This window comes from Dulcicalothrix desertica PCC 7102, assembly GCF_003991905.1.
GTDB lineage: Bacteria > Cyanobacteriota > Cyanobacteriia > Cyanobacteriales > Nostocaceae > Dulcicalothrix > Dulcicalothrix desertica.
In genome coordinates this window covers 67,657-93,716 of sequence record NZ_RSCL01000019.1, presented here as the reverse complement: position 1 = coordinate 93,716, position 26,060 = coordinate 67,657, and the positions used below count along the sequence as shown (strand labels likewise).

22 protein-coding genes and 4 pseudogenes are annotated in these 26,060 nt (G+C 36.3%); 7 read left to right on the top strand and 19 right to left on the bottom strand.

Annotated features, from left to right (window positions below; translation table 11 throughout):
• Window positions 1-31: 31 nt before the first annotated feature.
• On the bottom strand, window positions 32-730 hold the full coding sequence (locus tag DSM106972_RS33780; RefSeq protein ID WP_127084802.1) for a glycoside hydrolase family 24 protein: 699 nt from the start codon (window positions 728-730) through the stop codon (window positions 32-34).
• Between the two features lie 336 nt (window positions 731-1,066).
• Here DSM106972_RS33780 and DSM106972_RS33775 point away from each other — a divergent pair, with 336 nt between their 5' ends.
• The 4 genes and pseudogenes from DSM106972_RS33775 to DSM106972_RS33760 all read left to right on the top strand — a co-directional run.
• Window positions 1,067-2,317, top strand: a complete 1,251-nt coding sequence (locus DSM106972_RS33775; RefSeq protein ID WP_127084801.1) for a DUF305 domain-containing protein — start codon at window positions 1,067-1,069, stop codon at window positions 2,315-2,317.
• A 10-nt stretch (window positions 2,318-2,327) separates the two neighbouring features.
• Window positions 2,328-2,837: a flavodoxin FldA gene (fldA, locus tag DSM106972_RS33770; protein ID WP_127084800.1), complete on the top strand. Its 510-nt coding sequence runs from the start codon at window positions 2,328-2,330 to the stop codon at window positions 2,835-2,837.
• An 18-nt stretch (window positions 2,838-2,855) separates the two neighbouring features.
• A complete protein-coding gene (locus DSM106972_RS54075) occupies window positions 2,856-3,053 on the top strand; it encodes a hypothetical protein (protein ID WP_127084799.1) in 198 nt (65 codons plus the stop codon).
• 231 nt (window positions 3,054-3,284) lie between these two features.
• Window positions 3,285-3,422: pseudogene (locus DSM106972_RS33760) on the top strand (transposase family protein); the annotation flags it as partial.
• Between the two features lie 299 nt (window positions 3,423-3,721).
• Here DSM106972_RS33760 and DSM106972_RS33755 read toward each other — a convergent pair.
• The 3 genes and pseudogenes from DSM106972_RS33755 to DSM106972_RS33745 form a co-directional block, all read right to left on the bottom strand.
• Entirely contained in the window at window positions 3,722-4,321 is a 600-nt protein-coding gene (locus DSM106972_RS33755) for an oxidoreductase dimerization domain-containing protein (RefSeq protein ID WP_233787936.1), read from the bottom strand.
• A 324-nt stretch (window positions 4,322-4,645) separates the two neighbouring features.
• Window positions 4,646-5,713, bottom strand: a pseudogene (locus DSM106972_RS33750) (ISKra4 family transposase).
• A gap of 524 nt (window positions 5,714-6,237) precedes the next feature.
• The gene (locus DSM106972_RS33745) at window positions 6,238-7,113 is read right to left on the bottom strand and encodes an FAD-dependent oxidoreductase (RefSeq protein ID WP_201800824.1); all 876 of its coding nucleotides are present in this window, start codon (window positions 7,111-7,113) and stop codon (window positions 6,238-6,240) included.
• Between the two features lie 280 nt (window positions 7,114-7,393).
• Here DSM106972_RS33745 and DSM106972_RS33740 point away from each other — a divergent pair, with 280 nt between their 5' ends.
• The gene (locus DSM106972_RS33740) at window positions 7,394-7,747 is read left to right on the top strand and encodes a four-helix bundle copper-binding protein (protein WP_127084797.1); all 354 of its coding nucleotides are present in this window, start codon (window positions 7,394-7,396) and stop codon (window positions 7,745-7,747) included.
• A gap of 120 nt (window positions 7,748-7,867) precedes the next feature.
• Here the strand turns inward: DSM106972_RS33740 and DSM106972_RS33735 are convergent, their stop codons facing one another.
• From DSM106972_RS33735 to DSM106972_RS33715, 7 genes are all read right to left on the bottom strand, one after another.
• Window positions 7,868-8,362 carry a DUF2808 domain-containing protein gene (locus DSM106972_RS33735; protein ID WP_127084796.1) on the bottom strand — a complete coding sequence of 165 codons (495 nt, stop codon included), beginning with the start codon at window positions 8,360-8,362 and terminating at the stop codon, window positions 7,868-7,870.
• Window positions 8,363-8,440: 78 nt separating this feature from the next.
• Window positions 8,441-8,905: a DUF2808 domain-containing protein gene (locus DSM106972_RS33730; protein ID WP_411675359.1), complete on the bottom strand. Its 465-nt coding sequence runs from the start codon at window positions 8,903-8,905 to the stop codon at window positions 8,441-8,443.
• 179 nt (window positions 8,906-9,084) lie between these two features.
• Window positions 9,085-9,360 (bottom strand): hypothetical protein, encoded by a 276-nt coding sequence (locus DSM106972_RS54070; RefSeq protein WP_233787935.1) that lies wholly within the window; start codon window positions 9,358-9,360, stop codon window positions 9,085-9,087.
• Window positions 9,327-9,479: a hypothetical protein gene (locus tag DSM106972_RS51690; protein WP_158632925.1), complete on the bottom strand. Its 153-nt coding sequence runs from the start codon at window positions 9,477-9,479 to the stop codon at window positions 9,327-9,329. The genes DSM106972_RS54070 and DSM106972_RS51690 overlap by 34 nt, the downstream gene beginning before the upstream one ends.
• 2 nt (window positions 9,480-9,481) lie before the next feature.
• Complete coding sequence (locus DSM106972_RS55515) at window positions 9,482-9,694, bottom strand: alpha/beta fold hydrolase (protein ID WP_325052241.1); 213 nt, start codon at window positions 9,692-9,694, stop codon at window positions 9,482-9,484.
• A gap of 177 nt (window positions 9,695-9,871) precedes the next feature.
• Window positions 9,872-10,315 (bottom strand): alpha/beta hydrolase family protein, encoded by a 444-nt coding sequence (locus tag DSM106972_RS55510; protein ID WP_325052239.1) that lies wholly within the window; start codon window positions 10,313-10,315, stop codon window positions 9,872-9,874.
• 115 nt (window positions 10,316-10,430) lie between these two features.
• Entirely contained in the window at window positions 10,431-11,123 is a 693-nt protein-coding gene (locus DSM106972_RS33715; RefSeq protein ID WP_127084794.1) for a phosphatase PAP2 family protein, read from the bottom strand.
• Window positions 11,124-12,136: 1,013 nt separating this feature from the next.
• Here DSM106972_RS33715 and DSM106972_RS33710 point away from each other — a divergent pair.
• A complete protein-coding gene (locus DSM106972_RS33710) occupies window positions 12,137-13,792 on the top strand; it encodes an IS1634 family transposase (RefSeq protein WP_127084793.1) in 1,656 nt (551 codons plus the stop codon).
• Window positions 13,793-14,162: 370 nt separating this feature from the next.
• Here the strand turns inward: DSM106972_RS33710 and DSM106972_RS33705 are convergent, their stop codons facing one another.
• The 8 genes and pseudogenes from DSM106972_RS33705 to rppA (DSM106972_RS33665) all read right to left on the bottom strand — a co-directional run bounded on the left by DSM106972_RS33705 (window position 14,163) and on the right by rppA (DSM106972_RS33665) (window position 25,176).
• A complete protein-coding gene (locus DSM106972_RS33705) occupies window positions 14,163-14,633 on the bottom strand; it encodes a DUF2808 domain-containing protein (protein ID WP_127084792.1) in 471 nt (156 codons plus the stop codon).
• A gap of 292 nt (window positions 14,634-14,925) precedes the next feature.
• A pseudogene (locus tag DSM106972_RS33700) lies at window positions 14,926-16,248 on the bottom strand (TolC family protein); the annotation flags it as partial.
• 188 nt (window positions 16,249-16,436) lie between these two features.
• Entirely contained in the window at window positions 16,437-19,301 is a 2,865-nt protein-coding gene (locus tag DSM106972_RS33695; RefSeq protein ID WP_127084790.1) for a cation-translocating P-type ATPase, read from the bottom strand.
• A gap of 448 nt (window positions 19,302-19,749) precedes the next feature.
• A pseudogene (locus DSM106972_RS33685) lies at window positions 19,750-21,940 on the bottom strand (efflux RND transporter permease subunit).
• Window positions 21,921-22,142 (bottom strand): hypothetical protein, encoded by a 222-nt coding sequence (locus DSM106972_RS33680; protein ID WP_127084789.1) that lies wholly within the window; start codon window positions 22,140-22,142, stop codon window positions 21,921-21,923. The pseudogene DSM106972_RS33685 and the gene DSM106972_RS33680 overlap by 20 nt, the downstream one beginning before the upstream one ends.
• 98 nt (window positions 22,143-22,240) lie before the next feature.
• Window positions 22,241-22,999: a two-component system response regulator RppA gene (gene rppA, locus DSM106972_RS33675; protein ID WP_127084788.1), complete on the bottom strand. Its 759-nt coding sequence runs from the start codon at window positions 22,997-22,999 to the stop codon at window positions 22,241-22,243.
• A gap of 106 nt (window positions 23,000-23,105) precedes the next feature.
• Window positions 23,106-24,485, bottom strand: a complete 1,380-nt coding sequence (rppB, locus tag DSM106972_RS33670) for a two-component system sensor histidine kinase RppB (RefSeq protein WP_127084787.1) — start codon at window positions 24,483-24,485, stop codon at window positions 23,106-23,108.
• Window positions 24,475-25,176: a two-component system response regulator RppA gene (gene rppA / locus DSM106972_RS33665; protein ID WP_127084786.1), complete on the bottom strand. Its 702-nt coding sequence runs from the start codon at window positions 25,174-25,176 to the stop codon at window positions 24,475-24,477. Before rppA (DSM106972_RS33665) ends, rppB begins: the two co-directional genes overlap by 11 nt.
• A 325-nt stretch (window positions 25,177-25,501) precedes the next feature.
• On the opposite strand from rppA (DSM106972_RS33665), the gene DSM106972_RS33660 reads away from it, so the two are divergent.
• Window positions 25,502-25,984 carry a DUF2808 domain-containing protein gene (locus DSM106972_RS33660; protein WP_127084785.1) on the top strand — a complete coding sequence of 161 codons (483 nt, stop codon included), beginning with the start codon at window positions 25,502-25,504 and terminating at the stop codon, window positions 25,982-25,984.
• Window positions 25,985-26,060 lie beyond the last annotated feature (76 nt).

The window sequence follows — 26,060 nt, the reverse complement described above, 5'->3', positions numbered from 1 at the left end:
TTGAGAGTAAACAGTTTTAAGTCATGAGCAGCTAATTTGAAGAAGATGAATTTGTTTGAGCCAATTCTTGGGCTAATACTTTTTGATAAACCTGTGATAGTAAAGGTGTAATTGAATTATTTTCCTTGCCGTATCCTAAGCTTGTCCAAGTACCAGACAAAATCTTTAAAACCTGATTTAGCTTTCCCTGTTTGAGTAAAAGTGCTATGTCTACTTTCCAAGCATCACGGTCATTGAGCCAAGCGTATACAACTTTATCTTGAGCTTGTGGTGTAAAAATAGTGTGGTTTATACTTAAATTTTTTGGCAATTTACTGTGATATTTTTCAGATTTTTCTTGCCAAGTTACGGTTAAAATTTGATACCTTCCAGCGGCTGTGCTACATTCTCCTTGATGTAAACCGGAAACAATCTTGACGCATTTGTTGGGGTGACGGCTGAAATCAGAAAAATGCTCACCACCATAGATTTGGGTGTAAGGATTAATGTCTTGGGACTCACTAGCTGAAATAGTTCGCATTAACGCTCTAATATAAGGGTCGCCTCCTTTCATAACTAAAAGAGGAGTGTATTCATTAATACCCTTTGTCTGACGATGGTTTAGTCCATGCCAAATAATAATTACTAAAATTAGACAGAATACTCCAATAATTATTGCCTGCCATTTAACTTTGGTTAAGCTTTTAATTCGTAGTATTATAGCTAACTTTAGTAAATTTTCAAAGTTCATATAACTTTATTTAGAGTATTTTTTTTACTAACTATATATAGTCTTTCATATTTTTATGAAATTAAAGTGAAATATTTGTGTAATAGGCTTTTAAATTAGCTATGCATATTAAAATGAAATTAAGATGAAATTTTTGTATGTCGTTAGAAGTAAATTCTTATCACTCCATTAGAGAGATGTAGATACATTTACAACCTTTTATGTTGAATGCTCAGAAGCTTTCGATGAAATTTTTACAGCAATAATGTAAGTTGCTTAAGTAAATCAATTTTGATTGGCAACGCTTTGCTTGCTGTAAGCCTAATTATTCCAAATTAAAAATGAGAGGATGAACCGATGTCAAACAGCGATACCATAAGACAGAGTTTGAGCCTAAATCCTACTTGGTCAAGCTCTCAGTCTATTTTTGAAGAACTTAACTTTAATATAAAGTCATCACTTCCAAGTTTTACGCTAACTGCCAATGAACGCTCCGCGCGTTTTGATGTACGTTTTCTACAAGAAACGATAGGACACCACATGATGGCTGTAGATATGGCTAAGTTGAGTGTGGACAAAGCAGTTAATCAGGACTTGCGCGACCTTAGCCAAAATATTATTACTACTCAAAGCCAAGAAATTGAAACGATGCAATCCTGGCTAAAAGACTGGTATGGCTTAAGTTATGAACCTGAAATGAAACCAGGTGATCAGCGAATGCTAGATCAAATGGCAAAGTTGAATGGCGCCGATTTTGAGATCGATTTTATGCAGGAGATGACCGACCATCACAAGTCAATGCTAAGTGACGCTGTTCCTTGTGTAAGTCGTGCTGGACATACTGAATTATCTGATTTATGCCAAAACATAGCTAAAACCCAAAGCAGTGAAATTAACCAGATGCAAACATGGTTGAGCGAGCGATATGGCATAACTGATGATAACAGTATAATGGGTATGTCAATTTCTGGCACTACGGATTATAGAAATAATTACAGTAATAATTATGGTCAAATTGTCAACGGGGGTTTTGAAAACGGCGATTTTACTGGATGGTCAGCAACTGGAAAGGCTATGCTTGAAACCTCCAACTTTGGTAGTGAACCATCCGAAGGAAAGTATTATGCTGCATTATCAACCCAATTCGATACGGTTCCTAGCTACGATATTGAATCATTTTTAAACTTACCATATGGAAGTTTAAAATCTTTAGGTAATGGTAATATTGATGAAGGTTCTGCAATGAAGACATCATTTACAGCTAAAGCTGGAGATGTTTTAAGTTTTGATTGGAATTTTATGACCAACGAAAAGGACTCAACTCTTGCTGGTGATAATAAAGACTTTGGTTTTATAACTCTTAATTCTTTACCATACAATGCAACTGATACTTCCTCATCACTTCAAACATCTCTAACACCTTTCTCAGATGAAACGGGCTTCAAAACTTTATCTATCGAAATACCCTTCACTGGTACTTATACTTTAGGTTTAGGAGTAGTAAATTTAGGAGACCCCATTTATGATTCAGCTTTTGCAATTGATAACGTTAAACTTTTGTCTGTCTATGACCAAAATTCTATATCAAAAATGACATCTAATACATAGGGAGTAGAAAATGGCTAAAATTGCTTTATTTTTCGGCACTCAAACAGGCAATACTCAAACAGAGGCTGAAATAATTCAGAAAGAGTTTGGAGGAGAAGTAGTATCTTTGTATGATGTTTCCAAAACTGAACCAAGTGATTTTGACAACTATAATTATATAATTATAGGCTGTCCTACATGGAATATAGGTGAATTACAAAGCGATTGGGAAGATTTTTACGATGAGCTAGATAATGTAAACTTTAGTGGTAAAAAAGTAGCTTATTTTGGAGCAGGCGACCAAGTTGGTTATCCTGATAGTTTCCAAGATGCGATGGGAATTTTAGAAGAAAGAATCTCAGAACTGGGTGGTGAGACGGTTGGCTATTGGTCTACAGATGGTTACGAGTTCAATGAATCTAAAGGTGTCCGCGACGGTAAATTTGTCGGTTTAGCACTTGACGAAGATAATCAATCTGATTTAACCGATGAAAGAATCAAAGACTGGGTTGGCAAACTTAAGTCAGAGTTTGGCTTGTAGAGTAAAATTTTAGTCTTTGTGACCGCCTTTGTATGTGATGTAATAAATAATGCACCAGTTTTAACCGAGGCACATTTAGGAATTGCTATTGGCACCGGAACAATGTTACGGCTCCATTTTGTATTATATTATATAGTTAGCCATCCTCGGTTTCGTCAGGGCAAACGCATCTTAAATTGGCTTTGGGCAAGGAATAGCGGTCAAACGACAGCGTAGATTCCATTCAAATATAACTATCAACCATTAATCAACTATTTAACTATATTCAAATTTAATTAAATTATTATTAAATAACAATTTCTGTTAATACATAAATACTACAAGCAAATAAATAAAGGCGAAGGGTATGGCGTAGCTATGCCCTAGCCACAGGCGCCGAAAATAATATGGACATGTGATGGTAATCTTTAAAAAGATTTTTTAGGTGCAGCTATGACTGATTTAATAATGGAACCGAAACAAAAGCGAACAATATCGGATTTTTTTGAAAATATAAAAGGCCCAAGAATAGAACGTACTAAGCGACACAAGTTGATAGATATAATTACGATTGCGATTTGTGCGGTTATTTGTGGGGCCGAAAATAACGACTAATTGGCTGATATTTTGGGACTAAATTTATAACGAGTTTAGAAAATTTTAAGTCGTTAGAAATGTCAGTAAATTTGTAACTATTTCTGTAATAATTCTTTCTGAGAATCAACAACAAGTGAATTTCTAACTGATTAATTAGAAAATTTACAGAATTTATAGTGATTATTTATCGTTAAAGATACTATTTACATTTTTGCAAATTTTTTATAGGCGCCTGTGGCTGGGGCATTAAATTATGATAAGTATATTCAGTATTTTTTGGGTCAAGTGTTTCTTGATTTACAAGTAGTTTAATTTTTGAGAGTAAAGAACTCTTCCGCTGCCGAAGGATGAATACCAATTGTTGTATCGAAATCTTTCTTGGTAGCACCCTTCCGAATAGCAAGTCCAAGACATTCAATAATCTCGGCAGCATATTCACCTACCATATGGGCGCCTAGCACTAAGTTTGAGTTACCATCTACTACTAATTTAATTAAAATTTTATGCTCTGGTTCAGCAATACTATCGAAAAGAGGCTGGAAACTTGAGCGATAGCAGCGTACAGATTCCCCATATCTATCTATTGCTTCAGCTTCAGTCAAGCCAATGGTAGCAGCTTCTGGTAGAGAAGAAAGTGCTAAGGGAATACACTCCAAATTTACGGTTCGAGGCTGATTAGCAAATACGGTATTTGCAAAGGCGCGACCAGAAGCGATTGCGACAGGAGTCCAATGTGGTCGATTAGTACAATCTCCAACTGCAAAAATGTTTCTTTGAGAGGTACAGCTATATTCATCTACTGCAATCGCCTCTTGTTTTACTTCTATACCTGCTTTTTCCGGGAGCATCCAGTTTTGGCAGAAACACCAAAACGAGCGGGTGCCGAGAGATAAGTACTCTAATTTCAAGCATAGTTAGTTATAATACTCACCACAAATACTACAAAATTAACTCAAACCTTACTCAATTTTACACATCTAATTAATAATTATTTTCAATATATACTAAATATTAACCAAAAAATAATACTAACAAAAACTATATTCAACACAAAGCGGAGGTTATAAGCTTCAGCTTGTAACGACGCCACGGCGCCTGAAATCAAAGCATAAGAATCTGTTGATACTGTAAAATAACAATACAGCATCATGATTTGTTTGCAATATTTCTATATTTTATGAATACCAGTGTGCAGTAACGCTCATGCTTCTGGGCTGTTATAAAGATTAAATTCAAATGTTAAGTAAACCGTTTAAATAGGCGCAACGCACTCCTAAAATTTGGTTAACACTCCCAATATTCCACTTTGCCCCAGAAATTTTAATTCTTCTTCCGATTTGTTTAATTGCAGATTCTACGGCTCCAGAACCAATAGAAGATATTCCTTCAGCTTGATAATAAGCGTAATTGACAATCCTTGATTTATGCTTGTCAATATAGGCAATAAAGTTTTTCGCTTGTTTGCCCTTTAAACCCATAAATAAAGCTTTAGTTTCATCAACAGAACCTTGCCATAAAAGAGTCTCAGCAGCTTTTAAACGTTTTAAAGAACCACCAACTTTATAAAGATTTTCTTTTAAGTGGTACCAATCTAATATTTCCAATCGCTGAAACTCGGCTGTCCCTAATTCTCTGGCTAGATTCCAAACTCCGTCGTGCCCATCTCCTAAACAAACTAATGGATTTACTAATGGCTGACTGTTGACATAATCAATTAATGATTGGTTATCATGAAAAAACGCTGCAGTCGGGAATTCCTTGAAGACGAACCGCCTTATAATCTTTCCAGTCAAAGCCATATGCAGGTTGTCCACGTAGCCTTACTTTACCCCCATCTACACTGACTTCTGAAATACTTTGTTTTGCTTGTGGCAATTGAAATTCAGATTCTAAAACTAGTTTTTGTTGTGTTGAATGCCCAACTTTAATACCCGTTTGTGCTTCAAGCTCTATTTCTGCATTCTGGTATGATTCATTCGCCGATATTCTTAAACACAACTTTTGAAGCAATGGGCTTAATCTACTTCTTGGCTTTAATCCAAGTTTTTCTAATTGCTTCGATTTTAATTTAAGTTCTCCAACAACACTTTTAATTTTCCTTTTCTTACCTATTTTTGTTCCAGTTGTTTCTTCAATAAAAAAAGGGCTATTTCTGGACTTACATACTCTAAAACTTGACTACGTACAGTTTTTTCTATACCTTCAAGGTCTGTCAAATTAGTTTTATCTGCTTCTTCATACAATATTTTTGCAACTTCTTTTAGGCAAGCATTAAGGCGTTCTAATTTATCTTGGTTCATAATGGTTTATGCACGCTTTTACTGATTGTCAGCATTATCTCATAATTAAGATATTTTTATCAAGAAGGCTCTTGATAGGAGGCATTTGTCATTCGTGAATCTAGCTCCTATTCTCTGCCCGTAACCTGCGTTGAACAAGGGTATAAAACTCTACCTTCGCACCCGGTGCTTACAATTTCCGCGCGTAGGGACATGAAGGTTGGGGTTAGAATCCCCAACGAAAAAGTTCATAAAAGCCCTCTGATATGAAGGCTTCTGCCTTCTTCAAGCGTCAGCTTCCAAAACATTTTACAATATCAAGGATTTATGAATTTAATTATAGGCGCCGTGGCGTCGTTATAAGCTTTAGCTTATAACCTCCGCTTGTGTTGAATATTGTTTTTGTTAGTATTTTTGTTTTAGTTAATATTTAGTAGATATTGAGAATAATTATTAATTAAATTCGTAAAGTTGAGTAAGGTTTAAACTAATTTTGTAGTATGTGTAGTGAGTATTATAACGAACTATATTTAAGATTAGAGTAATTATCTATTGGCGCCCGCTCGTTTTGGTGTTTCTGCCAAAACTGGATGCTCCCCTTTTTCCAAATCTAGACCACTCAAATTAGGAACACGATCTGTAACGCAAAGAACGGTGTTTACAGTTATGGTATCTTGGTTATCTCCTGATAAAGTCAACCGTAAACCATCTTTTACTTGTTCAATTTTTTCGACATTAGTATTGCATAAAACTTGAATTCCATTCTTAATCATACTTTCTTGAACCGTAGTCTGAATATCTTGATCACGATTCGGTAGAACAAGGTCTTCTGGCACGATTAAAGTCACTTTTGAAATTAAACCATTCATGCTTCCAGCAAACTTTACAGCTATCTGGTCGCTGCCAATAACTGCTAAATGCTCAGGTTGCTGCTTTAATTCAAACATTTCACGTGATGTAATGGCATATTGAATTCCCGCGATGTTTGGCTTGACAGCTTCAGCACCTACCGCTATCAAAATTTTGTCAGCTGTAATTTTACGTCCTCCAACATCTAAAGTATGAGCATCTAAAAATTTAGTTTGTCCGTAAATTAGTTCTACTCCTGCTTCATTAAGGTGTTGAATATGTAACTGGCTCAGATGCTCAATAGCCTTATCTTTCGCTGCCATAAATTGTGGCCAATTAACGCGACGTTGAACTTTGCCCCAGCCATATTCGTCAGCATCATCAAAAACCTGAGAAAAACTAGCAGCATAAACCATCAGTTTCTCTGGAATACAGCCATGAATCACGCAGGTTCCGCCGACCTTATCTCGTTCTGCAATTGCCACCCTTGCGCCATGAGTAGCTGCAAGTCTAGCAGCAGAAACTCCTCCTGGTCCGGCGCCAATTACAAATAAGTCATAATCAAAGCTCATAACTATTAACCCTGCTTATAATAATGTTGTTCCCTATATATCTACTTTTCCACATTGAAATGAAATCAACATGAAATCCTGTTACCGAAACGACAAAAAATCTAAAATAAATAGTTATACATACACAAATGAAATCAGCATGAAATTTTTCTATTCCATTCGTAACAAATATTTCTTATGCCATTAGGAAGACGTAACTATAGCTAGCAATTTCTTACTGTAGCGGCAAGGAGGCATAAATACTGTCTCATGCAAAATTTATCAATTTAGGAGTCAAATTATGACTACAACAACTCATCAATCCCAGCTTGAAACCTGCATTCAAAACTGTCTTGATTGCTTGCGTGACTGCGAATATTGTGCAAGTGCTTGCTTAAATAGCGACATGGTAAAAATGATGGTTCAATGTATCAAGCTATGCCAAGATTGTGCTGATACTTGTACCCTTTGCGCGCGTTTCATGTCTCGTAATTCCGCTCTTCATGCTCAAATGTGTAGTGTCTGTGCTGAAGCTTGTGACCGCTGTGCTACAGAGTGCGAAAAACATAACAGCGAACATTGCAAACGCTGCGCTCAATCTTGCCGTCGATGTGCAGATTCTTGCCGACAAATGGCGAAAGCAATGGCTGCATAAGTAACTCACTTATGATAGATGAACGCTGGCTGTCGCTATCTAAAACGGCAATCAGTGTTCATTTCTCAAGATATAATAATACAAAGGAACAATTAGTTACACGTCTAAATAGTATTTATACTAATTATTATTGACACGAAATCTTGCTATACCTATTTGTATACTTGTATCACTATTCACAGATTTAGCAAATAAACGGTAAACTGGACCGTTGCCACGAAGAGGCTGTCTAATATTTTTGATATCAATTTCTAACTTGCTGTTAGGAGATACTGGCTCGTTAAATGCTAGTATGATAGTCTTCTCATTTATAGAAATGTTAGCATTAACTTTTTGCCCATTATTTCCACTAACGACGACATCTTTAAGCTTGTTACTCCAGTTAATAGTTTCTGGGACTGCAATACTAATTTGAGATATACTCTGACTATTTTTAGGAATATGTACTCGTAAGGTGTGTCTGACATTACTCCATTTTGTTTGAGGGAATTGATAATTACCATCAACATGGGGAAGTATACCGTTGTCATAACTAGCACTTGCAGGTATGGAAGGAATGATAAGTGCAGCAAAGATAGCACATACAAGAGTAGTGCTAATCAAGGATTTTTTCATAGTAGCTCTTTAGTGTGTTGTTTAATTAATACTGATGTTTTTTTTAGATGAAATCCAGTTACCTAAGAAGTACGAAGACTAAAAAGTTTTGAATGTAGCTACACCCATTGGAATTTCTGTATCGCTACCAACAACTTTAGCTGATAGCTTATAAACAGAAGCTGCGCCAGATGTTGGTTGTTGAACTCGGTTAAGATTAACTAAAAGTTTAGTATTCTGGATTACCTTGTCAGGAAAGTCTATAATAATTTGTTTCCCATTCGTGGAAATATTGATATCCACTTTCTGACCTGTAGTATCTATTACTTCAATATCACTACTTACAGCGACAGTAGATGGAGTCTCAATAATTAATTGAGAAAGTGGTTTATCATTTTTGGGGATATGCAATTGAAAACTATGTTTGACAAGGCGCCAGCTATTCGTAAAAAGTTGAAATTGATTATCAATAGTTGACGATTGATTATCATCAGTTTTAGCAAAAGCGTAGTTAACATTTGCCAGTATAACTAAACTAATTAGCAGTGCGCCCGTATAACTCACTCTTGTCTTCATCTCAGATGTATACATGATAACTATATCAACTAGCCGCAAGATTCATTTTGTGTTTGTGAACCTTTACTTCATAAGTGTGACAGGTAGCGATGAAATTAGGATGAAATTTTGGTGAGTTTACAAAAATTAAAATTTACTCATTTGTACTCTTGTCTATTTTGTATTTATTAATTGTGGCTATGATGATGAATATCAGCGTGAGAATGAGAGTGGGTGTGATAAGTAGTCGCTGTGTGTGAGTGAAAATGAGCATGAGATTCGCTTAAAGAAATTCCTTCGGAATGCTCATGGTGATGGTGTTCATCGTGACTATGTTCGTGTGAGTGCGAAACCGGATAATGAAAGTGTTCGTGAGAATGCTGGTATGGGTAAAAAATAATTTGCACAATGGCTAGCAATACCAAACCAATCAAACTTCCGTATACAAATTCTGTTTGTACCAAATGACTTGTAAGTAAACTGGACTTTCATTATGAACGGCGCCATTAGTAAGTTTCTGAAGTGAGCTATCTGAACATACAAGCGCGCGCATACGTTCGTCAGAAATTTCAATATCAGACATAATTAAATAAATTTCTCCTCTATTAAGATTTTGTATAGATTAACGTCAGCTTCCACTAAACAAGCATGACCGCTATGAGGTAAAGTTATTAAATGAGAATTTGGAAAAATAGATGCTAAACGTTGCGCCTCTGCAATTGAAGGTAAAAGCCGATCTCCTTTACTAGCAATTAACAACACAGGCTGGGTAATTTGAGATAGTTTTTTTTCGTTCATATCAAACTCTCTCATTAAAGATAGACGCTGATTCGCTGTTTTTTTCGGCGCCGAACGAGTTGAATTTAGTAACGCTTGCCTAGCAGCAAATGAAAGTTTCTTTAAATGAGCTAGGAAAGGTAAAGCTGCAAATGATGAGATTTTATAAAAAAAAGTAGGTGTAAAAGCAAATAAAAGTCAGCCGAACTTGAGCCAAGGTACCCGATTAAACGAAGATGCAGAGTTAATTAAAATAATCTTTGTAAAATAATTGGGGTATCTTTCTAAAACCTTCAGTGCTAAACAACAACCAAATGATTCGCCACAAAGGTAAATATCTGAGCGTGGTATTTTTGCTAATTCTATCTCAGTTAAAGATACCACTTCAAGAGCCATGTTGTCGCAATTGGTTAGGTTATCTGGTGGAATTACAAAACAACGAACATCAAAAGCAGTTTCTAAACCTGCTGTTTGAATACGCATCAGTTCGTTTCCAGTTTCATCCATCCCTGGCAAAAATATAAATAGCGGATGGTGCGGATTACACGGTTGGGGAGTTAGGAAATAAGAATAACTGCTTTTAGAGTCCATTGCTGCCATTATATATTTTGAGGTTTTGATAGTGCCTGTAGTTCTTCCCAACTGTAGTGCCTTGGTAGTTCAATTGGTTTACTGTTGGCGCCAATCGATACGCTAGTGTTCCTCCACCTGCTCCCGTACCAATTATAATAATGTCATAATGTTCTGCGATATTTTTTTATAAACTAGCTTGTCTCATGCGTTGTAGTTTCAACATTGTAATACATATTGTCAGCCACAAGAATCCAACTCCATAGCCTGCTATTATATCTGTAGGCCAGTGAACTCCTAGATATAATCGACTCAAACCAATGGCGCCAATTAAAATTACGGCTATCGTATAGGTAAGTATAGAAAATTTAGGATAGTGAAAAGCTAATAGGTAAGCAATAAAACCATATAAAACCATCGAACCAATTGCATGACCACTGGGGAAACTAAAAGATTTCTCTGTTACTAGTTGATTCCAAAGCTGTGGACGAGGTTTTGAGAAAAATAACTTTAAACCTGTATTTAAAATTAGCCCACCTAAACAAGTAAGTATAAATATCATTATCTCTAAACGATAGCGGCGCCACCACAGAATAGCTAAAGTAATAAAAGTTACTATTACTACTGTAGTTGGACTGCCTAGATTAGTGATGAACAACATTAGCTTGTCAAGACCAGGATTACTAAATTGATGTAACCACAGTAGAAAATTTGTATCAAACTTGAAAGCTTCTTTCTCTAAAACTTCTTCTGCTAACTTGGCTACAATGAATAAAATTATTAAACAAACAGCGAGACCAAATGTACCAAGAGTCGCAATTAAAGTGACTAAACGCGGATGTATATGACGTAACCAAAAGCGTGAAATATTTCTGAGCATAATTGATATTTCTAAAGCCAGCTACAATTTACAACTTATATGAATTAATAGTAAAGAAGTCGGAAATATTTTTGAAGACATAATAAGTTTTATGTAGCTTAGGATTCATTGTAATTTCTTTAATAAATAGGCTTATTAATGTATCTAGATACACTAATAAACCAGACAATAGTGTGGATGGATGTTAAGGCATAAACATCTAATAACTACTATAGGAAATCAAAATGAAATTGTGATGAAATTTAGTGATTAATATAGCCCACATTCCGCACTTCAGAATGTCGCATCAAATATTACATAAATACTGACTATTATGAGTAAATATAAATACTAAGATAGTTTAAGTAAGCTGATATTTTGCGTCTAACGAGAAAACTCGTAAAAAGCAAATAAAAGCGCACAAATATAACAGCAATCAAAAAATATCTACTAAGTATAGCTAATAATAAACTTTATCTATAAGTATAGTAATATTACGCAAAACGCTATTTTCTAAAAATAACTACTGGTGGCGCCTACTCTTAAGGAGCTTGTGTAATGGGGAGCATCCAATGAATGGAAGGAACATAATTATTCGGCGCCAGAAACCTTACTATATGGTTGGTCTAAAAAAGCCTATCTGCCATTCATTGGACGCTCCCGTGTAATGGAGTGTTTTAGCCACTACCAAAAAGCGTCTGTGTTAGGTAGAAGCCGTACCGCGCAAACAGAAAATTGGATCTATACCATATGAGATTGTTGTGTATTTTATTTGACGCACTTATTGAAACTTACCTCGGCTTGTACGCAGTTAAGATTATGACATTAAATTTAAAAAGTGCAAAATATGAGTAAGTAAATATTAAGAAATATGCTTGTATTATGAGCTAATTAATATGTTAGATAGCTTATGAATAGTTGATTTTAAGCTTTTTACAAAACGCTCATATACATTATTTTGGTGTGCTTTACGCGCACGTGATACCACTCGTGAGACAATTAAAAAAACTCAAAAATATTTGAGAGGTTAAAAAATGTCTCCAATATCAGAAGCAAAAATTAAGAATATCGACCACCTAGGAATAGTAGCAGGACTAATTGATGAAATAGGAATAGTTGAAACAATTAATTCTAAATTAGGAATAGATTCTCGTGAGAAGATTGCAGCAGGAATATTAGTCAAAGCTATTTTAATCAATGGATTAGGATTTGTATCAAGACCGTTGTATCTATTCAGCCAGTTTTTTGATGATAAAGCAATCGAACTATTATTAGGAGAAGATGTAGAAAGTGGTTATTTGAATGATGATAAAATTGGAAGAGTCATGGACAAACTATATAAATATGGATTAAATAATCTGTTTATAGAAATTGTTTTATCAGTGATTAAAAAATTTAAGATAGATACGAAATATTCACATTTGGATGCAACGTCATTCCATCTACATGGGGAGTATAAAAGCGACATTAATCAAGAACAACAAGAAGAAATCAATAAAGAAAGACCAATATTTATAACGAAAGGATATTCTCGCGACCACAGACCAGATTTAAAACAATGTGTTTTAGATTTAATAACGAGTAGTGATGGAGATATACCATTATTAATGAGAGCAGGAGATGGTAACGAAGCAGATAAAGCGGTATTTGGAAAAATTTTAGCAGAGTTTAAAAAGCAAATAGTTTTTGATAGTATTATGGTCTGTGACAGCGCATTATATAGCCAAGAAAATCTCAAATTAATTGAGCATTTAAAATGGATAAGTCGGGTACCGATGACAATTAAGAAAGCACAAGAATTAGTTCAGTCTGTAAATACAGATGAAATGAAAGAGATAGAAGAGATAGAAGAAATAGATACAGAGGAAAATGAGAAAAGGGCATATCAAAATTTAGTGGGATACAAGTGGAAAGAAGAAATAGTTAATTATGGTGGTGTTAAACAAATTTGGCTAGTAGTAGAAAGTCAAAAAAGAAAAAATAGCGATTTAGAAAAGCTAGATAAAAAACTAAAAAAAGAAAAAACTAAAGTCGAAAAGTTGCTCAAAGATTTGACAAAAGAAGATTTTGAAACTCCAGAGCAAGCGCGGTATAAATTAAAAGGAGTTAACAAAAAGTTGAAATTATTTGAAATTAAAGAAGTTCAACTTATTGAAAGTAAGTCAAAAGAGAAGAAAACTATTTATAAAATAGAGGGAGTGGGTCATGAAAAATTAGAAGAGATAGAAATACGAAGAAAAGAAGCCGGGAGATTTATTTTAGCAACAAATTTAGTTGATGACGGCGAAAAATTAAAACCAGAAGAAATTATTACGACATATAAAAATCAACAGTCTTGTGAACGAGGATTTAGATTTCTAAAAGACCCCTTATTTTTTGCCGATAGTTTTTTTGTTGAAAACCCTGAAAGAATCGAGACAATGCTATTTTTAATGTCTTTATGTTTGCTAGTCTATAACCTTGGTCAAAGGGAACTTAGAAATAGCTTAAAAAGAATCAAAATCGGAATTAAGAACCAATTAGGAAAGCTAACTTTATCTCCGACATTAAGATGGGTATTTCAATGTTTTCAAGGAATTCACCTTTTAATTTTAGATGGTGTTAATCAAATTGTTAATTTAACATCTGAACGTTATTTTATTTTGAGTTGTTTACCATCATCTTGTCAAAAATATTATTTAATTTCTTAAGTTAAACAAGATTTTAAAAGTAAATAAAAATTTATCAACATTCAAAGGAACAGTAATTGCTCCTAAAATTTTAGTGCTTATATAATTTATTTTATGGGTTAAATCTTTTATCCTTTATTATTTATTCTTAAAAATATATTCGTTTAGCACTCTATTTGTTCATCATCCTAATTTTTTACTTTTTCCTTGCTTGTAATCTTTTGTACTTCAACTTGAAGTGCGGAATGTGGGATAATAGTAGTGGCGCCTAAAAATAAGTTTTTTTGTATAAACTAAGCATATCTACTCAATGGCAAGGGAAAAAGTTAAAAAGTAGGGTGAATGATGGTTGTGCATTCACCCTACTCATATTACGGATACTAATTAACCATTAGCTACCGTAAGTTTGAACTCGTGCTAAACCAAGTGAACTTTCTTCCTTGATTCCTACTTTCTTGACAGATACTGGATAATGCCAGGTTTTTTCATACCCTGGAGTACTAACTCCCTTCATGTTAACTGATAAAGATGTTCCAGGATTTACTGCTTCTGAAAATGCAACAGTTACTTTTTTATCATTAATAGAAACTGTGGCAGGAATTTTTTGACCTGATTTGTTTCTTACTTCTACACCTCGATTAATTTTCACATCTTCTGGCAAGTTAATCATCAATTCAGAAATAGCTTTGCCTTGGACGTGAATATCAAATCTATGAGTAGCATCAGAATCTTGAGCATAGTTAGGAATAGCGGCACTATCGCCTAAATGTGAGACATTCGCATCATTTAGGTTCCCTGCAAAAGCTGGAGCAATGGATGAAATTACTAAGGTAAAAGCAGCAGCATAAACTAACTTGTTCATTTTTATTATCCTGTTGAATTGATTTGAATTAATGTTTTGTTCGCAACCTCTATATTTTTATTATGATATCTACTAATGAAATTAAGATGAAAAATTTCATATTTAAATTCAAATAAACTTATAAAAAATTTAATTTTATTAAGTTATGCTTATAACCCTTTTTATTAAAAAAAAGCCTCTAACTCTCTCTGTTAAATTAAAAAGAATAAGAGGAAAAAGTATAATAAATAATAAATACTTAACTTATTTACGAACTTATATTAGCTAAGTTTTGGCTTGTCTGAACATGATATTACTTTAAATTTGGACTACTAATAGATTTTTGCAAGCCTGCTAAAGCACGATTGTAATCTAATATAGCCCTAACCCTGTTACCCTCAGCCCTAGTAAGCTCAGTCTCTGAAGCAATAACATCTGTTTGAGTGCCTACACCAGCTTGGAATCTAAGTCTTGCTAAAGTTAAAGCTTCTTTAGCTTGATTTAAAGCAACAGTAGCAGTTTGAACGTTACTTAAATTAGATTGCAAATTACTGTAAGATTGTTCTACTTGATAACGAATTTGGTTACGTTGCTCACCAAAACGATTTTCGGATATCGCAATATTAGCTTTCGATTGAGCAGTTCTTGCTCTTGCGGCGCCTCCATCAAATAAATTCCAATTTGCTCTAACACCAAGTGAGTAACCATCGGTAATGCCAACCCTGTCATTAAACACATCTAACAAGTTGTAACTAGCAATCAAACTAACTTGTGGTCTAACTTCTGAATTTGCCAAGCGTCGTTGCTGTTCGTTAATGTTACGTTGCGCTAATTGCTGTCGCAGTTCTGGACGATTTTGAAATGCCAGGATAATACTTTCTTCAAGTGTTTGATTCCACAAACCAGATAATCTCACAGCATCTGCGGCACTGATATTTGCCGACTGCGGTAAATTTAATCTGGCTGACAGGCGCCTTGCTGTAACTAACTGCTGACTAATACTGTTAGTTAATTCTTGTTGAGCATTGGCTAAGTTAACTTGAAAACGCAGAACGTCAAATCGAGTACCGACACCAGCAGTTTCTAATGCTTGAGCATCTTTTAAACTACGTTGCGCGTTCTCGACGGCAGCACGGTTAATTCTTACTTGTTCATCAGCTTGTTGCAAATCGTAGTAATCAATAGCTACTTGGAGGCTAATTTCTGCTGATAAACGCTTCACATCTAATTCATCGAAACGTAATTGTTCCTCTGCGGCTCGAATCCGGGCTGACCTTGCACCATTCGTATAAATGTTGTAGCTCAACTGTGCTGCACCAGAAAAATTTGTACTCGCTGATTCCTCTCTTGTCGGTATGCCACTTCGAGAGCCTAATTCAGCGGAAAGTTGACCGCTTGCAGTTTGTTGGCGCGAGATATCCGTACTCAAACCAACATTGGGATATAAAGCTGCTTGTGCTTCACGTAATGCCGCACGGCTGCGTTCAACAGTTAATATTCCTATTTGTAACTCCCGATTATTACGCCGTGCTAGTTCCAAAGCTTGCTCTAAAGTAATGGGCTGAGTGAATTGAATTTTGACTTCTTCTGATTTAGTCGGAAACTGTAAAGGATTTGAATTAGGATTGAGGTTGTCAAGTGAAGTTGAATTAGGAGATGCAAATTGAGATTGTGTTGACTGAGATATTGTTTGGGCTGAACCAATAGTAACATTACTTAATACAAATGTACCACTAATGCCTGCAATAATTAAGTAACGGTACTTCGACATAAATTTTGACTTCTAAGATAAAATTACAGTGCGAGATGTAGTTGATATTAGAATTAAACTTTGTAAGTTATCTTTCGCTCTTGTCGAAAATGCTTAATAAATAACTTTTCTAATTCAATCCAGACAAATACCAAAGCGCTGCATCCAATACAAATACCTAGTTCTGGCAAACTTAACAAGTGAGTGTTAAAGAAGCTACGCAGGGGCGCCACATATATTAACATTAGCTGTAAAACAGTTGTCAATGAAATCGCAGCAAGTAAGTAAGGATTGGAGAACGGATTGAGTTGTATAGTTAATTGTGTGTTGGAACGAATCGCCAGCGCATGACCCATTTGTGCTAGACACAAAGTAGTGAACACCATCGTTTTCCATCTTTCAGGGTCGCCTGATTGTTGAGTATAGTTATAAGCCCACTCCATTAGAGCAATAGTAATAAGTCCAAGGATAATGCCAATGCGAATAATGTAAAATCCTAATCCTCGTGCGAATATACTTTCATGAGGGTTGTAAGGAGGACGATTCATTACGTCAGGTTCAGGAGATTCCATCGCTAAAGCTAAGGCAGGTAAACCATCGGTTACTAAATTCATCCAAAGTATTTGTAGTGGTGAGAGGGGAGTTTCACCTAAGCCAATCAGAGAAGCTGCTGCTACTGTCAAAACTTCGCCAATATTGCTGCCTAATATGTATTTAATAAAACGACGGATATTATCGTAAACTACTCGTCCTTCTTCTATAGCTCTAATAATAGTTGCAAAGTTATCGTCAAGTAGTACCATATCACTTGCTTCTTTGCTTACATCAGTTCCTGTAATGCCCATTGCAACACCAATATTTGCTTGCTTTAGGGCTGGTGCATCGTTTACACCATCTCCAGTCATCGCTACTAATTTGCCTTGATTTTTCAATGCTTCAACAATTCGTAGTTTATGTTCAGGAGAAACACGAGCATAAATGCTTACTTGATTAACTTGCTGCTCTAATTCAGGCGCCGAGAGTTTTTCCAATTCTTGACCGCTAAGAATCAAATCACCTGGTTTGGCAATCCCTAAATCGTAGGCAATAGCTTGTGCTGTTAACTGGTGGTCTCCGGTAATCATAACTGGGCGAATACCTGCTTGCTGACATTGAGCAACAGCTGCTTTTGCTTCTGGTCTTGGTGCATCAAGCATTCCGACTAATCCAATCCAGATTAATTCTCGCTCGGTTGTTTTTTCGTCTAATAATGTAGTAGGCACAGTAGTATCTAAGGGTTTATAGGCAAATCCTAGTACTCGAAGTCCTTGACTTGCCATTTGGTTATTTTGCTCAAGAATGTAAGCACGTTTTTCATCATTCAGAGCAAAAGAGCTTTTTGTACCAACGTAATCAGATGTGCAAAGCTCTAATATTAACTCTGGCGAACCTTTTGTAAACATAATTAACTGTGAGTCAGGCGCCTGATATTCCTCCTGGGCAGATAAGATTTGTGTTAATTCTGTTTGGCGCCTTTGGCAAATAACGCTCATACGTTTGCGTTCAGAAGAAAAAGGAAACTCTGCAATGCGGGTAAACTGATTTAATAGTTTTGCTTGTTGCATACCAGCTTTACCTGCAACAGATAACAACGCTCCCTCGGTTGGGTCTCCTAAAATTTCCCATTCTGAATGCTTTTTCTGTAATACAGCATCATTACAAAGCACACAGGCAAATAATAGTTGTTCAAGTTCTGGATAATCTTTTGGTTCTATAGATTTAATATTTTTGTCTTGATTGGAAGTAGATAATTCAAATGTTCCTGTAGGAGCATAACCATCTCCAGTCACCCTAATGCTATTACTAGATACATTAATCTGCTGTACGACCATCTTGTTTTGAGTAAGTGTGCCTGTTTTATCTGAGCAAATCGTAGTAACTGAGCCTAATGTCTCAACTGCTGGTAGTTTGCGAATTAAAGCTTGATGACGTACCATTCGCTGAGTACCAATAGCCAAAGTTACCGTAATTACAGCAGGCAAACCTTCTGGCACAACCGCCACAGCCATACTCAAAGACACTTTTAGTAATTGGTCAAAGTGTTGAAAACTACCTGTCCGTACAATACCACCTATAATTACAACAGCGACTAATGCAAGTGAACTTGTTACTAAAACGTTTGCTAACTGTGACATTCGCTGTTGTAAGGGGGTTGGTTGGGCTTCAACAGACTGGAGCAAAGCCGCAATTTTACCAAGTTCAGTTTGCATCCCTGTTGCAGTCACAAGCATTTTTGCCCGTCCTTGAACAACCTCAGTACCTTGATACACCATATTTATACGGTCTCCCAAGGAAGCGTCTTCAGGTAAATGAAGAGTAGAATCTTTATGAACTGCTTCTGCTTCCCCAGTTAAAGCAGCTTCCATCACTTGTAAATTTTGTGCTTCTAACAAACGACCATCTGCGGCTATTTGCATTCCTGTTTCCAGAAATACAATATCTCCTGGCACTAATTCCTTTGCTGGCAACTCAAAAATTTTGCTGTCGCGTAAAACTCTGACTCTGGGTGAACTAAGGCGTTTGAGAGCTGCGAGAGCTTTTTCTGCACGACTTTCTTGTACAAAGCCAAGCAACCCGTTAAGAATAACAATAAAGGATATTGCGATTGCATCTTTAGGAAAATCACCAGAGCGCAAATCTAGAATCGCTGAAACTACTGCTACCGCCATCAGCATCACAAGCATGATATTGGTAAATTGGTCAATTAAAATAGATAAAGGTTTACGACCGCCAAACTCCTGTAATTCGTTAGCACCGTATTCGTGTAATAATTCCGACGTTTGTTTAGAAGTCAATCCAGTGTCTGGGTTGCTTTTTTGTACTGCCAAAGCTTTCTCAATTTCTAAGGAGTGCCAAGGTTTGGCTGTACTCGGTGCAGAGTCTGGTAATTTAGGTTTCATCTTAGTAGCTAACTGATATAGTGATTCACGCCTATACTTAGATTGACAGACATTGATGAAATTGGGATGAAATTTTAGCTGCTTGAAAGATGTATTATACTTCTCTGCAATTGCTAAACTACTCATCCTATATCCAACCGCGAAAAAGTCCTTAAGTTAGCATCATATATCAATAAATATATTGGAATAGCAATAGGTAACAATATCACCAGTAAGCATAAAAGAAAGGCAATTATCCGAACAATTGCTGGACGCTGGGCTAAAAGGCTTAAGTTATTTTTCATACTTTATTTTCACATACACAGTCTTAGGCGGGTAATTATCGCACCTACGATACCATCCCCAAAAGCTTAAAGCAACGTGTATTGGCAATACTATAGTTAAGGTAAAACTACTGTATGGCAAGGGTTTTAAGAATTAGTTTAATTTAGATCGCGTACAAATTTGTCTACATGTGCATAAAAAATTGTTGCTCTTTAACTTCTTCTTGTTTTTTGGGGAATAAAAACTTACCAAACTTAGCGTATAAAGCAGGTAACACGACTAAGGTTATCGCTGTGGAAGTGAACAAACCACCAAATACAACTATCGATAGTGGTTGTAAAATTTCTTGTCCGGGTCCACCCTGTAATACCATCGGCGCCAAACCCAGTGCAGAAGTTAAAGCTGTCATTAAAATTGCGTTGAGTCGTTCCATTGACCCTTTGACAATTACATCTTTTAATGGCATACCTTCGGCATATTTACTATTATAGTTATCTACTAGTAATAAACCGTTACGAGTTGCTACCCCAAATAACGAAACAAATCCAACTAACGATGCAACAGAAATTACTCCACCAGTCAAAGCAACGGCAATTACACCCCCAACTAAACCAATCGGTAAGTTAATCATAATCATTGCGGTAGAAGGAATAGATTTAACCGACAGATACATAATGACGGTGATTGCAACAAACGCAATAACACTAAAAACTAAAATATTTTGCGTTGCGCGTTCTTCAGCTTCAAATTGACCTGCATATTGAATAAAATAACCTGGGGTAACTTGCACATTACGTTTGACCTTGTTCTCGTTTAGTAATTGTTACATTTGGTAATAAAATTGCACACAAAGCTGGAGAAATCAATAAAGATTCTAAACTAGAAACTACAACTACCACCAAATAATAAATACCCATTGGCGTGAAAATTTTTCCTTCAATTCCCGGTAAGGTAAAAATAGGTGAGAAAACAATAATCCCAATAATCGTGGCGCCAATTAATGAATCGCGGACTTCTTGAGAACCTTCAAAAATAATTTCTAATGGTGACAATGGGTTATCCGAAGTTTTATTTTCCCGCAGTCGGCGATAAGTATTTTCACCATATACAATTGCATCATCAATTGCAGTACCAATCGCGACTGCTAAACCACCCAATGTCATGGTATTTAATCCAATTCCTAACCAAGATAGTGCAAGTAATCCAAATAGTAATGTTAGAAAAAAATCAAGTAAACATACTGTCAGAGTACGCCAATTCATCAAAAAGGGTATCAGAATTATCGCAGCAATAATACTACCTTGAATCAAAGATGAACGAACGTTATCAACAGAAGATTCAATATAACTATCTTGGCGGAATGTAGTAGTTACCTTAATATTCTTTGGCAATCCTGCTTTAATTTCCCCCATTGCTTTTTCTACCGCACGGGTGACAGTCGGAGTATCAACTATCGGCTGTTTATTCACCATGACAATAATTGCAGGTGTACCATTAAAACTGCCATCACCGCGTTTAATTGCGGCGCCGATTTGCACATCCGCGACATCCTGCAACCTCACAGGAACAGCATTACGAGAAATAATAGTTGATTTCTTTAAATCTTCGATTGATTCGATTCTACCAATACCTCGAATTAATTTTTCTGTATCTGGCGTAATGTAAAAGCCACCAGGAGCGTTAACGTTTGCTTTTTGAGTTGCTTGTGTAACTTGGTCTAATGTTATATTAAATGCGGCTAATCTTACTGGGTCAACTAAAACTTGAAATTGTCGTTCATCACCACCAAAAGTTAAAACCTGACTAACCCCAGGAACAGCTAAAAGCCGATTTGTCACTTGCCAATCAACGATTCGACGAGCTTCCATTAAAGAAGTGCTGAGTGCTGAGTTCTGAGTGCTGAGTGTGCTATTACTCGATTTATTATTTTCTTCGACGGTGAAAGCGTATTGTACGACTAAACCAACAGGGGAAGTAGTGGGAGATATTTGTGGTGTTTCTACTCCTGGAGGTAGTTTACCTGTAGCTTGTTGTAGTCGTTCGGTGATTAACTGACGTGCTTGGTATATCTCAGTATTCTGGTTAAATATTACTCTTACCGCTGAAATACCTGCTGCACTCGATGAACGTACAGCAGTCACTCCAGGTGTACCGTTAATTGCACTTTCGATTGGTAAAGTTACTAAAGATTCTACTTCCTCCGGCGCCAACCCAGGCGCCTCCGCTTGAATTTCTACTTGGGGTGGTGCAAAAGCAGGAAGTACATCTAATGGCATAGTCGGGATGACATAAAATGTCCAAAATGAAACAAGAATTGTAGCTAATACAACGAGCCAACGCCGCTCAATCACCCACCTAACAATATTTCCAAGCATTTTCTATTTTTAATAATTTAATAAATTTGATTCCCAAAGCCAATGGTTGTTGTTTTACCGCTTCAGTTTTAATTCCTAGCCGTTGGGCTGTTTGAGCGTCAACATTTACTGGACTATTGGCATCACTTCCCCCCTGAAATTCACTGGCGCCACTATGGTCATGTCCTGCACCTGCTTTTAGCAAGTATGGCAGATGATGCAATTTTATTTAGGTAACGGTTAAGCTGTGACATCGACAGAAAATTCCTTTTTTATCCAGAGGAGTTAATAATCGCTGTTTTGGTAAGAGGTTAAGAATGTTTAACCGCTTACTTTACAGTCTGTCATGCTCGGATGAAATTCGGGTGAAATTTTAAAGCGATAAGAAGAGCTTGGTATAGTTTCAATTGGGTTAGTGCAACCAGAATTAATTAACTTTTGCCGCAACGCGCGTATTTGAGTTGCGGCTACACAGCTACAGCTTTCTGAATTCATCTTCTGTAAATAAGCGCGAATTTCATCACCAGCAATAATTTGATTTGGATGCTTCATCAAGTATTCTAGTACGTGAAATTCTTTGTGAGTAAGAGAAATTTCTTGTCTTTCAAAAGCTTGATTCTGACTCTTTATCGTACTGCTATTGTAATCTAGAGTTAAATTACCAACAGTTAGTTGTGTTTGTTGACATTGCCCAAAACGCCGTTGTAATGCCTGCAAGCGTGCCACTAGTTCTGTCATGCTACATGACTTGAGCAGATAATCCGAGGCGCCTGCATTTAAACTTTGGACTTTTTCTTCCACCTTATCTTTGGCTGTGAGCATCAAAACAGGTAAAGGATTATTATTTTCTCGCAACCGTTGACATAATTTCAAACCTGTTACACCAGGTAACATCCAATCGAAAACAGCCAATGCGTATTGAATATTTTCTAGATATACCCAAGCTTCTGCTCCATCAGTTACCCAATCCACTGAGTAATTCTGCTGCGTTAATGCTCGCTTGACAGCGGCGCCGAAATCAAGGTCATCTTCTACTAATAGAATAGTGGTGTTAAAGTTTTCTTGTTGCGAAATAAGCATAGTTTGTAAAAAAGTTATCCCTAGTACTAGCTTGACAAAAATTAATGAAATTGGGATGAAATTTATGCATTTTCAAGCTTTTAATCGGTTAATGCTTGAAGGTATATCAACCTAATGGTTCATCGGTACTCACAGGAGGGAGTCGCACAATAAAATTACTCCCTTTACCCAGTTGACTTTGGACTTCGATACTTCCCTTGTGTGCTTCAACAATAGCTTTTGCAATAGCTAGTCCCAGTCCAGAACCACCACTACTACGAGAACGGTTACTATCAACGCGGTAAAATCTGTCAAAAATTCGCACATGTTCAGCAAGTGGAATCCCAATACCTGTATCTTTAACTTCAATTACTGCATCACCGTTGCTGCGTTTGAGAGTTACATTAACGTAACCGCCATTTTGAGTATATTTAATTGCATTTGCAATCAAGTTGGAAATTAGACGTAAAATCTGGTCTTCATCTGCCAGCACATATAAAGGTTGTGAATATTCCAACGATGAACTTAGCTGTAAATCAGCATTGCTTGCCAGCGCTGAGAACTCTTCCATCACATCGTTAATTAAATCATTGAGACAAATTTGTTGTCTGTCCGTAACCTGAGTTTTTTGGTCAAATCGTGACAATAGTAGTAAATCTTGTACTAAACTAGAAAGTCTCAAGTTTTGGCGCCTGATGGATATTAAAGTATCGCGTGCCTCTTGTTCCGATAAATATTCTAAATCAAGTATAGTTTCAACGGTAGCGTTTATTGCTGCTAAAGGAGTTCGCAGTTCATGGGAAGCATCAGAGGTAAACTGTTGCATTTGTTTATACGACCTATCAATTGGCCGCATTGCTAACCCAGCTAACCACCAACTCGAAGCACCAACTAAAAATATAGAAGTTGGCAACCCAAAAGCCAAGGTTAGCTTTAATGCAAGAAGACGATTATCCAATTCTTTCAGGCTGCGTCCTACTTGTATATATCCCCACGTCCGATTATCCTGGGTGTGTAGTTCTAAAGACTTTTGACTGTAACGGTTGCCTTGTGCATCTCTAAGCGTTTGCCATACGTTCGTTCGTATAGTTGATGGTAGTTGATTTGATTTGAGTCCAGCTACGGCAATTACTTTAAAAGAAGTATTAACAAAGCGAATATAGTATTGTTTATCTTTATATACTGGGCTAAATATACCATGACGATTGTGAGCTTGTTGGCTGTGGCTGGGAATTTGTTGATTGGAACAACCGGAGTTAGTTATACAAAGATTGGGTAAAACTAATTCAATAACTGGTTCAATTTGACCGGGTTGTTTTAAATTCGGCTCAATTACACTATGTAATGTACCAGTAACAGATTCTAGTTCTAAATCAATTGATACCAAGTACGCACGAATCATTACCTGGTATACTACAAGACCACATAACCCTAAAATTAGAGCCATAACCAATGCATACCAGGCAGCTAGGCGCCAACGAGTTTTATTAAAAAGTTTAATTTGCATTGGTAGGATTAAAGCGGTAGCCCATACTGGGAATAGTCTCGATTAGTCCGTCGCAGTTATGCTCTGATAATTTGCGTCGCAGCAGTCGAACTTGTGCAGCAACCACATTACTAACTCTTTCTGCACTCAAACTATACAGATGAGTTAAGATTTGGTCGCGCGTGACTATACTATTGGGGCGTTTCATGAAATACTCTAGAAGATGAAATTCTTTTTTTGTTAAATTAATTACAGCTTTATTACCATCAGGTTTTTGGCAATAGACAGCATAATTAGTGTAATCTAAAATTAAATTACCAACTTGTAGCTCAGGCGCCTGTAAATTTGGGCTTCGACGCTGTAAAGCCCGTAATCTGGCTAGCAATTCCTCCATCCCGAACGGTTTTGTTAAATAATCATCGGCGCCTGCATCTAAACCAGTAACCTTGTCAGCCATACTATCTTTAGCTGTTAACATCAAAATTGGTAAAGAATTACTACGAAGTCGCAAACGCTTACACAATTCTATACCTGACATTCCTGGTAGCAACCAATCGAATATTGCAACCGAATATGAACTCCAGCTAGTTTCCAGACAGTACCAAGCTTCATCTCCATCAGTCAGCCAATCAACAATATACTTTTCCTGATGCAATTTTCTTACTATCGATGCACCTAAATCTGGCTCGTCTTCAACCACTAATATTTTCATAACCAGTATATACAGTAAATATATTAGTATTACATTGGGGAATAGCTGACATTTACCTCAACCTAATTTAGTATTGCAGAGCTTGATGAAATTAGGATGAAATTTTCGCACCCGACGGTGCCCTGACTGCCGTTTATAAAATCGGTCTTAAATTATATCATAAAATTTTCTGATTGCAACTATAAATAAATTTGATGCTTGATTTATTCACGATTCTATAAAATTTCACTCAAATTTCATCCGAGCCTGTCAAAGTAGATGTTAACAGATAAAAGTGGCTCATAACAAAAGCAGCGATTTATTACTAACACAGTAGGAATTAACAATGAAAAAAGGATTATTTTTAGCTTTAGCAGTCTTCTCTACAACTGCCTCTTTCTTACCTGTCAACTATGCCAATGCTAATGAGAGTGGTGCCTTACCTTACATTAGCGGGAATCATAACTTTCCTCCTAACCGTTGGCACGTAGTCAGACATACATTCGAGATAAAAAATCCTAAAAATAGCAAGCAAATATCTCAAATTATTATCCAAGTTCCTGAAGTCGTCAGATGGAGTAATAATCCTAAAGATATAGTTATAGCTGATGGTAATGGTAAAAAAGTTAATGCTGATGTAACTATTAAGGATAAAGCTATATCACTTGCGTTTGCAGAACCTATCGCCTCTAATTCACAGTTAGAAATAGATATTAAAAAAGTTAAAAGAGTTACACAGGGCAATGGTCCAGTCTATCGTCTGTTTGCTAAATTTGATGGTAGTGATACCGCAACTCCTATCGGTATAGCAAGATTTTGCAAGAAATAATTTCAATATATAAAATGCTGCCTAACTTAATGTTTAGGTTGGGTGACGCTGCGTGTAACCCAACCTACGAGTATGA

What these genes read in the sequence shown, in the direction of transcription:
- DSM106972_RS33660 (WP_127084785.1), top strand. Translation starts at nt 25,502, where the DNA reads ATGAAAAAAGGATTATTTTTAGCTTTAGCAGTCTTCTCTACAACTGCC.
- DSM106972_RS33735 (WP_127084796.1), bottom strand. Translation starts at nt 8,362, where the DNA reads ATGAAAAAATCCTTGATTAGCACTACTCTTGTATGTGCTATCTTTGCT.
- DSM106972_RS33695 (WP_127084790.1), bottom strand. Translation starts at nt 19,301, where the DNA reads ATGAAACCTAAATTACCAGACTCTGCACCGAGTACAGCCAAACCTTGG.
- fldA (WP_127084800.1), top strand. Translation starts at nt 2,328, where the DNA reads ATGGCTAAAATTGCTTTATTTTTCGGCACTCAAACAGGCAATACTCAA.
- DSM106972_RS33780 (WP_127084802.1), bottom strand. Translation starts at nt 730, where the DNA reads ATGAACTTTGAAAATTTACTAAAGTTAGCTATAATACTACGAATTAAA.
- rppA (WP_127084786.1), bottom strand. Translation starts at nt 25,176, where the DNA reads ATGAAAATATTAGTGGTTGAAGACGAGCCAGATTTAGGTGCATCGATA.
- DSM106972_RS51690 (WP_158632925.1), bottom strand. Translation starts at nt 9,479, where the DNA reads ATGTCTGATATTGAAATTTCTGACGAACGTATGCGCGCGCTTGTATGT.
- rppB (WP_127084787.1), bottom strand. Translation starts at nt 24,485, where the DNA reads ATGCAAATTAAACTTTTTAATAAAACTCGTTGGCGCCTAGCTGCCTGG.
- DSM106972_RS33740 (WP_127084797.1), top strand. Translation starts at nt 7,394, where the DNA reads ATGACTACAACAACTCATCAATCCCAGCTTGAAACCTGCATTCAAAAC.
- DSM106972_RS55515 (WP_325052241.1), bottom strand. Translation starts at nt 9,694, where the DNA reads ATGAACGAAAAAAAACTATCTCAAATTACCCAGCCTGTGTTGTTAATT.
- DSM106972_RS33775 (WP_127084801.1), top strand. Translation starts at nt 1,067, where the DNA reads ATGTCAAACAGCGATACCATAAGACAGAGTTTGAGCCTAAATCCTACT.
- DSM106972_RS33710 (WP_127084793.1), top strand. Translation starts at nt 12,137, where the DNA reads ATGTCTCCAATATCAGAAGCAAAAATTAAGAATATCGACCACCTAGGA.
- DSM106972_RS33745 (WP_201800824.1), bottom strand. Translation starts at nt 7,113, where the DNA reads ATGAGCTTTGATTATGACTTATTTGTAATTGGCGCCGGACCAGGAGGA.
- rppA (WP_127084788.1), bottom strand. Translation starts at nt 22,999, where the DNA reads ATGCTTATTTCGCAACAAGAAAACTTTAACACCACTATTCTATTAGTA.
- DSM106972_RS33715 (WP_127084794.1), bottom strand. Translation starts at nt 11,123, where the DNA reads ATGCTCAGAAATATTTCACGCTTTTGGTTACGTCATATACATCCGCGT.
- DSM106972_RS33705 (WP_127084792.1), bottom strand. Translation starts at nt 14,633, where the DNA reads ATGAACAAGTTAGTTTATGCTGCTGCTTTTACCTTAGTAATTTCATCC.